The following is a 13,150-nucleotide window of genomic DNA, read 5'->3' on the forward strand; positions in this document are numbered from 1 at the left end:
TTCCGGCAAGCCGCCGCGGCGCCCGCTTCCTAACCTGTCGCCATGACGACCGAAGCCCTGGCCGAGACGCCGACCCATCCCGCCGACGCGCTGCTGCAGCTGCTCGACCGCCATGCCCTGCCCTACGACATCGTGGAGCATGAGCCGGTGTTCACCATCGCCGACGCCCTGGCCGCGACGCCGGAGATCGGCGGCATCAAGACCAAGAACGTGTTCCTGCGCGACGCCAAGGGCACGCGCCACTTCCTGGCCGTCGTGCCGCACGACCTGCGGCTCGACCTGCCGGCACTCGCGCGCATGCTGGGCAGCTCCAAGCTGAGCATGGGCTCGCCGGAGCGGCTGCAGCGCTGCCTGGGCATCACGCCCGGCGCGGTCAGCGTGTTCGCCCTCGTCAACGACAAGGCGCACGCCGTCGAGCTGCTCATGGACGAGCGCGTGTGGCAGGCCGCGCAGGTCCAGGCGCACCCGCTGCGCAACACGGCCACCGTGGCCATCGGCCACGACGCCCTGGCGAGCTTCCTGGCCCTGACGGGGCATGCGCCCCGGGTGCTGGCGCTCTGACGCCTCGATGATCTAGTCCCGAGTCTCCTTCCTTGCCTGCAAGGCTTCAGGCGCCGGCGTCCATGACGCCGGCGCCTTTTTCTTGGCGCGTGCGGTTTTGCCGACTTGTGTCGTTTCCAGGCCAGTGGCCGCCATGCCCAGGGTCAACCCGCGATGTCGGTTTTGGGCAAGTGCATGTCCGCGGCGCACAAGCCGCGCAGGCCCCGGACTCGAAGAATGAAGCCATCAAGCACCTGCCCGACGCAGCCCCTGCTTGCAGCGCCCGGCCCGGCGCGAACCGCGCCCCGGACCCCTCATTCAACGCCAGCCGACCCGACGCCCTCACCCCATGAACACGACTTCCTTCTTTGCCGATCCGCTGACCCAGGCCGACCCGCGGGTGGCCAAGGCGCTGGGGCAGGAGCTCATGCGCCAGCAGTCGCAGATCGAGCTCATCGCCTCCGAGAACATCGTGTCCCGCGCCGTGCTGCAGGCGCAGGGCTCGGTGTTCACCAACAAATACGCGGAAGGCTATCCCGGCAAGCGCTACTACGGCGGCTGCGAGTACGCCGACGTGGTCGAGTCGCTGGCCATCGACCGCCTGTGCACGCTCTTCGGCGCGCGCTTCGCCAACGTGCAGCCGCACTCCGGCGCGCAGGCCAACACGGCCGTGATGCTGGCGCTGGTCAAGCCCGGCGACACGGTGCTGGGCATGGCGCTGTCCGCCGGCGGCCACCTGACCCACGGCGCCAAGCCGGCGCTGTCGGGCAAGTGGTTCAACGCCGTGCAGTACGGCGTGCGCCAGGAGGACAGCCGCATCGACTACGACGAGGTCGAGCGCCTGGCCCGCGAGCACAAGCCGAAGCTGCTCATCGCCGGCTTCTCGGCCTATCCGCGCGTCATCGACTGGGCGCGCTTCCGCGCCATCGCCGACGAGGTGGGCGCGCTGCTGATGGTGGACATGGCGCACGTCGCCGGCCTGGTGGCCGCGGGCGTCTACCCGAGCCCGGTGCCGCATGCGCACGTGACCACCAGCACCACGCACAAGACGCTGCGCGGCCCGCGCGGCGGCGTGATCCTGACCAACGACGAGGAGATCGCCAAGAAGGTCAACGCCGCGGTGTTCCCCGGCGCGCAGGGCGGCCCGTTGATGCACGTGATCGCGGCCAAGGCCGTGGCCTTCGGCGAGGCGCTGCAGCCCGCGTTCCAGGACTACGCGCGCCAGGTGGTCGCCAACGCGCAGGCGATGGGCGAGACGCTGGTCAAGGGCGGCCTGGACCTCGTCACCGGCGGCACCGACAACCACCTGCTGCTGGTGGACCTGCGCCCGCTGGGCCTCAAGGGCAACCAGACCGAAGTGGCGCTGGAGCGCGCGGGCATCACCTGCAACAAGAACGGCATCCCCTTCGACACCGAGAAGCCCACCATCACCTCGGGCATCCGCGTCGGCACCGCCGCCATCACCACGCGCGGCATGCGCGAGGAGGACTGCCGCGAGGTGGCGCGAATGATCCTGGACGTGATGCAGGCGCTGCGCAAGAACCCCGAGGGCGACGCCAAGGTCGAGATGCTGGTGCGCGAGCAGGTGCAGTCCTTCATGGCCCGCTTCCCCATCTACGCCGACCGCTGAACGCCCAGGAACCCAAGGAGCCAACGCATGAATTCCATCCACGCCAACGCCATCGTCATCGACGGCCTGATCATCGCCAAGTGGGACCGCCCGGTCTTCGAGGACATGCGCAAGGGCGGCCTCAGCGCCGCCAACTGCACCGTCTCGGTCTGGGAAGACTTCAAGGGCACGGTGCACAACATCGCGCAGATGAAGTCGCTCATCCGCGAGAACTCCGACCTGGTCACGCTGGTGCGCAGCACCCGCGACATCGAGCAGGCCAAGCTCGAGCGCAAGACCGGCATCATCCTGGGCTTCCAGAACGCGCATGCCTTCGAGGACCACCTGGGCCACATCGAGGCGTTCGCCGACATGGGCGTGCGCGTGGTGCAGCTTTGCTACAACACGCAGAACCTCATCGGCACCGGCTGCTACGAGCGCGACGGCGGCCTCTCGGGCTACGGCCACGAGGTCATCGCCGAGATGAACCGCGTGGGCATCATGGTGGACCTCTCGCACGTGGGCGCCAAGACCAGCGAGGAGGCCATCCTGGCCTCGAAGAAGCCCGTCACCTACAGCCACTGCCTGCCCGCGGGCCTCAAGGAGCACCCGCGCAACAAGAGCGACGAGCAGCTGAAGTTCATCGCCGACCGCGGCGGCTTCATCGGCGTGACCATGTTCCCGCCCTTCCTGCGCCGCGGCATCGAGGCGACCGTCGAGGACTACGTCGAGGCGCTGGACTACGTCATCAACCTCGTGGGCGAGGACTGCGTGGGCGTGGGCACCGACCACACCCAGGGCTACGGCCAGGAGTTCTTCGACCACATCACGCACGACAAGGGCCGTGGGCGCCGTCTCACCAACTTCGGCACGGTGCTGAACCCGGTGGGCATCCGCACCATCGGCGAGATGCCCAACCTGACGGCGGCGATGGTGCATGCCGGCTGGTCCACCCGCAAGATCGAGAAGGTGATCGGCGGCAACTGGATGCGCGTGTTCAAGGAAGTGTGGGGAGCCTGAAGATGAATCCGCAACTGCCCATCGAGGTCGCCGAGGACACCGGCATCTGGACGACCGACGGCCTGCCGATGATCTACGTGCCGCGGCACTTCTTTGTCAACAACCACGTCGAGGCGGAAGCCGCCATCGGCCGCGAGACCTACGCGCAAAGCCTCTACAAGGCCGGCTACCGCTCCGCGTACTTCTGGTGCGAGCAGGAGGCCAGGACCCACGGCCTGCGCGGCCTGGCCGTGTACGAGCACTACCTCAAGCGGCTGTCGCAGCGCGGCTGGGGCCTGTTCAGCTTCGACGAGGTCGATGCCAACACCGGCCACGCGCGCATCAAGCTGGAGCACTCGGTGTTCGTGCTGGCGCAGGGCATCGCCGGCGTGCCGGTGACGCGCGACAAGGTCTGCTACCTGTTCGCGGGCTGGTTCTCCGGCGCCATGGACTGGGTCGGCCAGGACACGGGCAAGACCTGGAAGACGCACAGCGAGGAAACGCGCTGCGCGGCCGAAGGGCACAGCCACTGCGTGTTCACCGTCACGCCCATCGCGGCCTGATCAACGCCTTACCGCCGTACCGCCATGCGTTACCCCCACCTCTTCGAACCCATCCAGCTCAACCAGCTGAAGATCCGCAACCGGATCGTGAGCACGGCCCACGCCGAGGTCTATGCCGACAACGGCATGCCCGGGGAACGCTACATCCGCTACTACGAGGAGAAGGCCCGCGGCGGCGTGGGCCTGGCCATCTGCGGCGGATCGAGCCCCGTGTCCAAGAACAGCCCCAGCGACTGGTGGAGCTCCGTCAACCTCTCGCGCGACGAGACGATGGAGGGCCTGTCGAAGCTGGCCGAGACCATGCACAAGCATGGCGCCAAGATCATGATCCAGGCCACGCACATGGGCCGGCGCAACGCCTGGCACGGCTTCGACTGGCCGCACCTGGTCAGCCCGTCGGGCGTGCGCGAGCCCGTGCACCGCGGCAATGCCAAGACGATCGAGATCGAGGAGATCCGCCGCATCGTCAAGGAATTCGCCAAGGCCGCGCGCCGGGTGAAGGCCTCGGGCATGGACGGCATCGAGATCTCGGCCGCGCACCAGCACCTGATCGACCAGTTCTGGAGCCCGCGCAGCAACTTCCGCACCGATGAGTACGGCGGCTCGCTCGCGAACCGCATGCGCTTCGGCGTCGAGGTGCTGACCGCCGTGCGCGAGGAAGTGGGCCGCGACTTCTGCGTGGGCCTGCGCATGTGCGGCGACGAGTTCCACGAGGACGGGCTGGACCACGAGACGCTCAAGGAGATCGCCCAGGCCATGAGCGAGACCGGGCTGATCGACTACCTGAGCGTCGTCGGCTCCGGCGCCGACACCCACAACACGCTGGCCAACTGCATGCCGCCGATGGCGCTGCCGCCCGAGCCCTTCGTGCACCTGGCCGGCGGCATCAAGAGCGTGGTGAAGATCCCGGTGATGCACGCGCAGAGCATCCGCGACGCGCAGCAGGCCGAGCGGCTGCTGGCCGCCGGCATGGTGGACATGGTGGGCATGACGCGGGCGCAGATCGCCGACCCGCACATGGTCATCAAGATCCGCGACGGCCGCGAGGACCAGATCAAGCAGTGCGTCGGCGCCAACTACTGCATCGACCGGCAGTACAACGGCCTGGACGTGCTGTGCATCCAGAACGCCGCCACCAGCCGCGAGCGCACCATGCCGCACGTCATCGCCAAGTCCACCGGGCCGAAGCGCAAGGTGGTTGTGGTCGGCGCCGGCCCCGCGGGGCTGGAGGCGGCGCGCGTGGCGCGCGAGCGCGGCCACGACGTGGTGCTGTTCGAGAAGCAGGCGCAGGTGGGCGGGCAGGTCAACCTGGCCGCCAAGGCGCCGAAGCGCGAGCAGATGGCCGGCATCATCCGCTGGTTCGACCTGGAGACGGCGCGGCTGGGCGTGGACCGGCGCCTGGGCACCGAGGCCGACGTGTCGATGATCATGGACGAGCGCCCGGACATCGTGGTGCTGGCCACCGGCGGCATCCCGCACACCGACCAGAACCCGCACTGGGGCGTGGCCGAGGGCCTCGCGGTGTCGGGCTGGGACATCCTCAGCGGCCGCGTCGCGCCGCAGGGCAACGTGCTGGTCTATGACGCCATGAGCACGCACGCGGGCTCGGGCGTGGCCGACTTCATCGGCAGCCGCGGCCACCTGGTGGAGATCGTCACGCCCGACGTGAAGGTGGCCGACGACACCGGCGGCACCACCTTCCCGATCTTCTACCGCCGGCTCTACGCGCAGGGCGTGGTGCTCACGCCCAACTACTGGCTCGACAAGGTGTACCGCGAGGGCGACAAGCTGATTGCCGTGCTGCGCAACGAGTACACCGACGTGCAGGAAGAGCGCGCGGTGGACCAGGTCGTGATCGAGAACGGCATCCGCCCCAACGAGGCGCTGTACTGGCAGCTCAAGGAGCGCTCGTTGAACCACGGCCAGACCGACATCGACGCCCTCTACGACGCCGCGCCGCAGCCGGTGCTCTCGCAGCAGCTGGGCAACGGCAAGTTCGCGCTGTTCCGCATCGGCGACGGCGTGTCGATGCACAACATCCACGGCGCCATCTACGACGCGCTGCGGCTGTGCAAGGACTTCTGAGGCCGAGGCCGGACGGAAGTTGGCCGAGCAGCTGTAGCAAGCAGGAATGAACATGGAAACCCTGTTGTCTCCCTTCGTGTGGCGCGACCTCGTCACCGCCGTGTTCTGGCTGGCGGTGGCGGCGCTGGCCATCGGCACCGCGCGGCGCGCGGCGCTGTGGCGCACCGGCCAGGCCGCGAGCGTGGCCTGGAGCGGCCTCTTCGCCATCCCCAAGCGCTATTTCGTGGACCTGCACCACGTCGTGGCGCGCGAGCCCGCGGTGGCGCGCGCGCACGTGGCCGTGGCCGGCGGCGCCATCGCCTGCCTGGCGCTGGTGGCCATCAATGACGGCCTGCGGCTGCGCCTGGCGGTGCTCGACGTGGCGCTGGTCGCCTGCGCGGTGGTGATGCTCGCCGGTGCGGTGATGATGGCCGTGCGCCGGCGCCAGCCGGCGGTGGCGGCGCGCGTGTCGCGCGGCCCGTGGAACCGGCTGCCCTGGACGCTGGGCGCCGGTGCCGCCGGCCTGGCCGCCCTGGCCGTGGGCGCGCTGTGGTACGACCAGATCGCGCCCTGGTGGGCCGCGTTGTGCGTGCTGGCGCTGGGCGCCGGCGCGGCGGAGCTGGCGCTGGGCGTGGGCCTGGCCGGGCCGATGAAGCACGCCGTCGCCGGCCTGCTGCACCTGGGCCTGCACCCGCGGCCGGAGCGTTTCGGCACCCAGGAAGTGGGCCCCACCGCGCAACGCCGCGCCAGCGCCCTGAAACCCGTTGAGCTCGGGCGCGACCTGCCGGGCGCCACCAAGCCGGCCGACCTGCCCTGGAACCGGCTGCTGTCCTTCGACGCCTGCGTGCAGTGCGGCAAGTGCGAGGCGGCCTGCCCGGCCTATGCCGCGGGCCAGCCGCTCAATCCCAAGAAGCTGGTGCAGGACCTCGTCACCGGCATGGCCGGCGGCAGCGACGCGCGCTACCACGGCAACCCGTACCCGGGCAAGGAAGTCGGCAAGCACGCCGGCGCGCCCGACAAGGCGGTGGTGCCGGGCCTGATCGACCCCGAGACGCTGTGGAGCTGCACCACCTGCCGCGCCTGCGTGCAGGCCTGCCCGATGCTGATCGAGCACGTGGACCTGGTGGTGGACCTGCGCCGCAGCCTGACGCTGGTGGGCGGCACGGTGCCCAACAAGGGCTCCGAGGTGCTGTCCGCGCTGCGCGAGACCGACACGCAGGGCCGCTATCCCCTCTCCGCGCGCCACCACTGGGCCGCCGACCTGGGCCTGCCCGTGGCCGAGCAGGGCCAGTCCGTGGAGTGGCTGCTGCTGGCGGGCGAAGCGGGCTTCGACATGCGCGGCCAGAAGACGCTGCGCGCGCTGGTGCAGTCGATGAAGGCCGGCGGCATCACGCCGGCGGTGCTGGGCGCGGCCGAGACCGACTGCGGCGACGTGGCGCGGCGCCTGGGCGACGAGGCCGAGTACCAGCGCCTGGCGCGCCAGCTGATCGCGACGCTGTCGGCGCGGCCCGCGGCGAACCTGGTGACGGCCGACCCGCACCTGCTGCACGCGCTGCGCAACGAGTACCCGGTGCTTGACGCCGCCTGGGGCAAGCGCCTGTCGTCGGGCCAGGCCCGCGTGTGGCACCACACCGAGCTGCTGGCCGACCTGCTGGAGCGCAAGGCGCTCAAGCCCCGCGCCGACGCCGCCGCGCAGATGCCCAGCGTCACGCTGCACGACCCCTGCTACCTCGGCCGCTACAACGGCCAGGTCGAGGCGCCGCGGCGCGCGCTCAAGGCCATCGGCATCCAGGTGGTGGAGATGGAGCGTTGCGGCCTCAACGCCCGCTGCTGCGGCGGTGGCGGCGGGGCGCCGACCACCGACATCCCCGGCAAGCGCCGCATTCCCGACATCCGCATGGACGACGCGCGCGCCACCGGCGCCGATGTGGTGGCCGTGGCCTGCCCGCAGTGCACCGCCATGCTCGAAGGCGTGGTCGGCAAGCGCCCTGAAGTCCTGGACGTGGCCGAGCTGGTGGCCCGCGCCGTGGAGGTGAAGCAATGATCCGACGCATCGATCCGCGCCGTCCGGCGCTCGTCACGGCCGCGGGGCTGCGCCGCATCGTGCTGGGCGGCACCGAGGGCGAGCGCGACCTGCGCCTGGCCGGCGACGCGCACGCCAGCGTGCGGCGGCCGCGCCTGGCGCGCGCCGCCACGGGCTGCCTGCTGGTGCTGGCCCATCCCGACTGCGGCAGCTTCGACGAGCATGCGCGCGAGGCCATCGCCGCCGCGGCGCTGCTGGCCAGCGCCGAGGAAGCCGTCGTGGTGCTCGCGCCCTGCGCCGACCCGGAGTCGCTGCAGCTCGATGCCGTGGCCCTGGGCGTGGACCGGCTGGAGCTGCTGCCCGTGAGCCCGGCCGTCGGCGCCGACGTGCTGGCGGAGGCCGTGGCCGCGCGCTGGCAACAACTGAAGCCGCGGCTGGTGCTGGCGCCCGATCGCGGCGACGACGGCGACCTGGGGCGGCGCCTGGCCGTGGCGCGCGGCCTGGCCGTGGCGGCCTCGGTGGCCGAGATCGCGGAAGGCCGTGTGCGGGTACGCGACCATGGCGGCGCGGGCCGCGCGGCGGGCGATGCGACCGCGGCGCTGTCCGGCATGCAACTGCTGCTGCTGGGCCGCCAGGTGGCGCGCACCGAGCTGCCCTTCCTGGGCCTGGGCGAGCAGCTCACGCTCGATGCGCCCGCGGCGCGGCCGGTGCTCGGCCTGAAGGACCTGGGCACGGTGGCCGGCCAGGCGCAGCAGGTGGCGCTGGAGGAGGCCGACTTCATCATGGCCGCCGGCAACGGCGTCACGGACGTGAAGCTGTTCCACGAGCTGGCCGCGGCGCTGGGCGCGGCGGTGGGTGCCTCGCGCGTGGCGGTGGACGACGGCCGCTTCAGCCGCAGCCAGCAGATCGGCGCCACCGGCAAGACGGTGCAGGCGCGCGGCTACCTGGCCATGGGCATCTCCGGCGCGGTGCAGCACCTGCAGGGCATCCGCGAATGCCGGCACGTGCTGTGCGTCAACACCGACACGGCCGCACCCATCGCGCAGCGCTCGGAGCTGACCGTGGCCGAGGACGTGCAGGCGCTCATGCGCGCGCTGCTGGCGCTGCTGCGCGGCGGCGCGTCGCCGGCGGCTTCCGGCGGCCGCGCGGCCGCCTCGACCAAGACCCTGGAGGTGGCCTGAATGAGCACGCCCATCACCGTTCTCGTGAGTGTGCGCATCGACCCGGTCAGCGGCCGGGCCACGCGCAGCCGCACCGACGCCGCCGGCGTCGCGCTGGCGCAGAAGGCGCTGGGCGACGGCGCCGAGCCGTGGCTGTGCACCGTGGGCGATATGCCCGACGCCGTGGCGCGCGACTACCTGGCGCAGGGCGTGAGCCGGCTCACGCGGCTGCTCGCCGGCGACGGCAGCCTCGACGCCGCCGTGGTCGCGCTGGCCGACGCCTGCCGCGACAGCACGCTCGTCATCGCCGGCGCGAAGGGCGAGTCGGGACTCGCCAGCGGGATGCTGCCCTACGCGCTGGCGCAGCGGCTGCAGCGGCCGCTGATCAGCGACGTGATCGACCTGGTGCCCGAAGGCGGCGGCGCCTGGCGCGTGGTGCAGGCGCTGCCGCGCGGCGCGCGGCGCAGCTGGCGGCTGGCGCCCGGCACCGGCGCGGTGCTGGTGAGCAGTGCCCGCCTGGCGCAGCGCGAGGACCTGCCGCAGCGTCACGCCTGGGTGGCGGCGCAGGCCGGGCGCGTCCAGGACAAGGCGGTGCGCGCGGCGGCCGCGCCGGCAGCCGGCGCGATCGAGTGGCGCTTCGAGCCGGCGCGCAAGCAGCGCCGGCCGCTGGCACCCGTGTCCACCGAGAGCGGCGCGGCGCGCATGGCCAAGGCCACCGGCTCCGCCGCCCCGGCGCAGAAGGCCGGCACCGTGATCCGCGAGGGCTCGGCGCAGGACAAGGCCCAGGCGCTGCTCGACCACCTGCGCAAGCTGGCGCTGGTGCAGGGCCCGCAATAAGCCCGCCCCGGGCGGCTGGCGGTTTCGGGAGAAACCGCCCCAGGCCCGGTTCGCCGTGTCGCGCGGCGGGCCGGGCAATCTCGTGTCCGGATATTTCTTGTCCGGATACCTTGTCCCGTTTGCTGGGACGAATCAGGCCCGGCGCTGGATTCCCGGTCGCCAGCCGCAAGTCCCTGGCCTGGACGGGACCATTCCCGGGCCGGTCGGCGGCAGGATTTCAAGGGCAAACCCTTCACCCGCGCTCGGGAATATAGGCGTAAATCCCTGTTCTACATCAAGGCGGGATGGCGTCAAATCTGGCTGGTTGCGGCACCTTGATGGTGCCGCATGCACCGCCAGGCCACCGTGCGAAACCCCCTACAGGTGCACGAAACGGTTGAGATCGCGGCTTTTGCCGGATGGGTGGCGGTTGATGGAGTTGTAGAGGAGCAGTGGCACTGGCATAGGTCTTGCGATTGATCTATGTCACCCGGGCGGGGATTTTCAAGGTCTGCGCTTTCCGGGGTCTTCATCGGACGATTCGAGTCCTCCAGCCCGGCACCGGCCTGCGCCATTTTCCCGGCGTGATCGAGGTGGTGTCGGTGGGTGCCGAGGAATTCGAGTCGCACTGCAGTTCAACCGACACAAAGGTCCCCGCCATGGTCAACACTTCGAGTTCAGTTCCCACCGCCCGCCATTTTGGATTCCTGCTGCTGGAGAATTACTCGATGATCGCATTCGCCAATGCGGTCGAAGTCTTGCGCATGGCCAATCTCACCAGCCGGCAGCCGCTCTATACCTGGAGCGTGGCCTGCGTGGGCTGTGACGGCGGGGCGCCGGCGAGCAACGGCCTGGTGGTCTCGGACATGGCCCCGCTGGAGTCCCTGGACGCCTGCGACGCGGTGTTCGTCTGCGGCGGCGTGGAGGTGCAGAAGGCCATTTCCGACACCCTGGTGCAGGACCTGCGCCGCCGCGCCGCGCGCGGCCAGATGCTGGGCGCGCTGTGTACGGGCACGCATGCCCTGGCCGCCGCCGGGGTGCTGGACGGCTACCGCTGCGCCGTGCACTGGGAAAACCTGGTGGCGCTGCGCGAGTCGCACCCGAAGGTGCATTTCGCGCTCGAAGTGTTCGTGATCGACCGCGAGCGCATCACCGCATCGGGCGGCATCGCGCCGCTGCACCTGATGCTGCACCTGGTGCGCGCGCATCACGGCAAGAAACTCGCGATGGCGATTTCCGAGCAGTTCATCGTCGATCGCGTGCGCGACCAGTCCGACCAGCAGAAACTCCCGCAGCCCGAGTTCGTGGGCCCGGGCTACGAGCACTTGGTCGAGGCCGCGGAATTGATGGCGGCGAATATCGAGGAGCCGCTGACGCTGTCGGAAATCGCGGATGCGGCCGGCGTCTCGCTGCGCCAGCTGGAGCGGCTGTTCCACCGCTACTACAACGTCACGCCGGCGCAGCACTACCTGGCACTGCGCCTGCGCCGCGCGCGCGAGCTGCTGTCGCACACCAGCGCGCCGATCATGCAGATCACGGTGGCCTGCGGCTTCCAGACGGCCTCGCACTTCTGCAAGGCCTATCGCGCGCAGTTCGGCCACTCGCCCAGCGAGCACCGGCGCCAGGGCGGCAGCCAGGGGCTGGTGCACGTGGGCATCGTGGCCGAGGCGGCGGCACCGGCGCGGCGGCTGCGCCGTCCTCCTGCCTCGCCGGCAGCCGGGGCGGCGATGTACATGTCCTGAAGGCGGCGATTCACAGACAAAACAAATGCCGGGCTGGTCCCGGCATTTTTATTTTTGTGCTCATGCGCAGATGAATTGGCTGCTGGAGCCGGCTGAAGCTCAAGACAATAATTTCCGGCTTCTTTATTTCATCGGCCTGTTCTCTTGTTCGGGCCGGCAACATTGAGCCAGAAAGAAAATATCCAAACAAAAAAAGCCGCGACACATTGGTCGCGGCCTTGTCAATGTCTGCGCCTCGTGCAGTGACGATCTGGTCCAATCAATGGCTTGAACCCAATACCTCCGGCTGCCCGCCCTTGAACCCATACACGCTCACCGGCGAGTTTTTCAGGTCGTGCTGGGGCGTGAATGAATATTCTCCGGCCACGCCCTTCCAGTTGCCCTGGGCGATGAATTCGGCCAGTTTCCCGGGGTCGGTCGAGCCGGTTTTCTGCATCGCGTCGGCCAGCAGCAGGCCCGCGTCGTAGAAGGACACGGCATAGGTCAGCGGATCGCGCTGGTACGCCGCCTTGTATTTGGCGGCAAAGGCGCGCCCGGCCTCGGCCTGGCCCAGCACCACGCCGGCCTGGCTGCAGAACACGTTGCCGTCGGCCACGTTGCCGCTGAGCCGGCTGGTTTCGGTGGTGCAGATGCCGTCGCCACCCAGCAATTTGGCCGGGAGGCCCAGCGACACCATCTGGCGCAGCATCGGGCCGGCCTGCGAGGAATAGCCGCCATAGAACACGGCGTCCGGCTTCGCACTGCGGATCGAGGTCAGGATCGAGGTGAAATCCGTCGCCTTGTCGGTCGTGAATTCCTGCTTCACGACGTTGAGCCCCTGCCGCTTGGCCTCGGCCATGAATTCCGCGACCAGCCCCTGGCCGTACGCGGTGCGGTCGTCCACCACCGCCACGTTCTTTGCCTTCATCGTCTTGGCCGCGTAGGCGGCCATGGCGATGCCCACCTGCGCGTCGTTCACGCCGACGCGAAAGAGGCGCGGATAGCCCAGCTGCGTCACCTTGGGATTCGAGGCCACGGTGAGCATCAGCATGCCGGCCTCGTGGTAGACCTTGCCCGCGGGAATGGCGACGCCGGAGTTGTACGGGCCGACCACGTAGCGCACCTTGGCATCGGCCAGCACCTGCGCCACGGCCACGCCCTGGCGCGGGTCGGCGGCGTCGTCCTGCGCCACGACTTCGAAGGTCACCTTCTTGCCGCCCACCGTCACGCCCTTGGCATTGAGCTCCTTCACCGCCAGCAGCAGCCCGTCGCGGTTGTCCACGCCGTAGGCCGCCTGCCCGCCGGACAGCGGCCCGGTGAAGCCGATCTTCACCACCTCCTGGGCCTGCGCGCCGACGGACGCGGCGGTGAGCAGGATCGGCGCCAGCGCCCAGGGCGCCAGGCGCAGGCTGGCCAGGATCTTCTTGTGCTTCATGGGTTCCTCCTTCAGTGCTTCGTGGGTGAGACAGGCAGGGATGCGCGAGTCAGGCCGGCTGCAGCCGGCGCTTCGCCTGGTCGGCGGCGGGCGCCAGCAGCGGCGACAGCAGCGGGTCGGCGCACTGGCGCGCCTCCACCACGCGCAGCCCGTAGGGCCGCGCATTGCGCTCGATGAGCTTCCAGACGTAGTCGGCGAAGCTGCGCCGGAACACCAGCGC

Annotated in this window: 11 protein-coding genes; 9 read left to right on the top strand and 2 right to left on the bottom strand. The window is 70.2% G+C overall.

Annotation, left to right across the window (positions count from 1 at the left end; genetic code table 11):
* Positions 1 to 42 precede the first annotated feature (42 nt).
* The 9 genes from FJ694_RS30180 (at position 43) to FJ694_RS30220 (ending at position 11,516) form a co-directional block, all read left to right on the top strand.
* Complete coding sequence (locus FJ694_RS30180) at positions 43 to 561, top strand: prolyl-tRNA synthetase associated domain-containing protein (protein ID WP_157271243.1); 519 nt, start codon at positions 43 to 45, stop codon at positions 559 to 561.
* A 328-nt stretch (positions 562 to 889) separates the two neighbouring features.
* The gene (gene glyA, locus FJ694_RS30185) at positions 890 to 2,170 is read left to right on the top strand and encodes a serine hydroxymethyltransferase (RefSeq protein ID WP_157271244.1); all 1,281 of its coding nucleotides are present in this window, start codon (positions 890 to 892) and stop codon (positions 2,168 to 2,170) included.
* A 27-nt stretch (positions 2,171 to 2,197) separates the two neighbouring features.
* On the top strand, positions 2,198 to 3,169 hold the full coding sequence (locus tag FJ694_RS30190) for a dipeptidase (protein ID WP_157271245.1): 972 nt from the start codon (positions 2,198 to 2,200) through the stop codon (positions 3,167 to 3,169).
* A 2-nt stretch (positions 3,170 to 3,171) separates the two neighbouring features.
* Positions 3,172 to 3,711, top strand: a complete 540-nt coding sequence (locus tag FJ694_RS30195) for a DUF5943 domain-containing protein (protein WP_157271246.1) — start codon at positions 3,172 to 3,174, stop codon at positions 3,709 to 3,711.
* A gap of 24 nt (positions 3,712 to 3,735) precedes the next feature.
* Positions 3,736 to 5,796 (top strand): NADH:flavin oxidoreductase, encoded by a 2,061-nt coding sequence (locus tag FJ694_RS30200; RefSeq protein WP_157271247.1) that lies wholly within the window; start codon positions 3,736 to 3,738, stop codon positions 5,794 to 5,796.
* 52 nt (positions 5,797 to 5,848) lie between these two features.
* Entirely contained in the window at positions 5,849 to 7,819 is a 1,971-nt protein-coding gene (locus tag FJ694_RS30205) for a DUF3483 domain-containing protein (RefSeq protein ID WP_157271248.1), read from the top strand.
* A complete protein-coding gene (locus FJ694_RS30210; RefSeq protein ID WP_157271249.1) occupies positions 7,816 to 8,979 on the top strand; it encodes an FAD-binding protein in 1,164 nt (387 codons plus the stop codon). The genes FJ694_RS30205 and FJ694_RS30210 overlap by 4 nt, the downstream gene beginning before the upstream one ends.
* A complete protein-coding gene (locus tag FJ694_RS30215) occupies positions 8,980 to 9,795 on the top strand; it encodes a hypothetical protein (protein WP_157271250.1) in 816 nt (271 codons plus the stop codon). It begins immediately after the preceding gene.
* Between the two features lie 638 nt (positions 9,796 to 10,433).
* Positions 10,434 to 11,516, top strand: a complete 1,083-nt coding sequence (locus tag FJ694_RS30220) for a GlxA family transcriptional regulator (protein ID WP_157271251.1) — start codon at positions 10,434 to 10,436, stop codon at positions 11,514 to 11,516.
* A 10-nt stretch (positions 11,517 to 11,526) separates the two neighbouring features.
* Here FJ694_RS30220 and FJ694_RS30225 read toward each other — a convergent pair whose 3' ends face one another.
* Together FJ694_RS30225 and FJ694_RS30230 are read right to left on the bottom strand one after the other, a co-directional pair.
* A complete protein-coding gene (locus FJ694_RS30225; RefSeq protein WP_157271252.1) occupies positions 11,527 to 11,775 on the bottom strand; it encodes a hypothetical protein in 249 nt (82 codons plus the stop codon).
* The gene (locus tag FJ694_RS30230) at positions 11,776 to 12,930 is read right to left on the bottom strand and encodes a branched-chain amino acid ABC transporter substrate-binding protein (RefSeq protein ID WP_157271253.1); all 1,155 of its coding nucleotides are present in this window, start codon (positions 12,928 to 12,930) and stop codon (positions 11,776 to 11,778) included.
* Between the last annotated feature and the right edge of the window lie 220 nt (positions 12,931 to 13,150).

This window comes from Azohydromonas aeria (genome assembly GCF_009760915.1).
Classification (GTDB): domain Bacteria; phylum Pseudomonadota; class Gammaproteobacteria; order Burkholderiales; family Burkholderiaceae_C; genus Azohydromonas; species Azohydromonas aeria.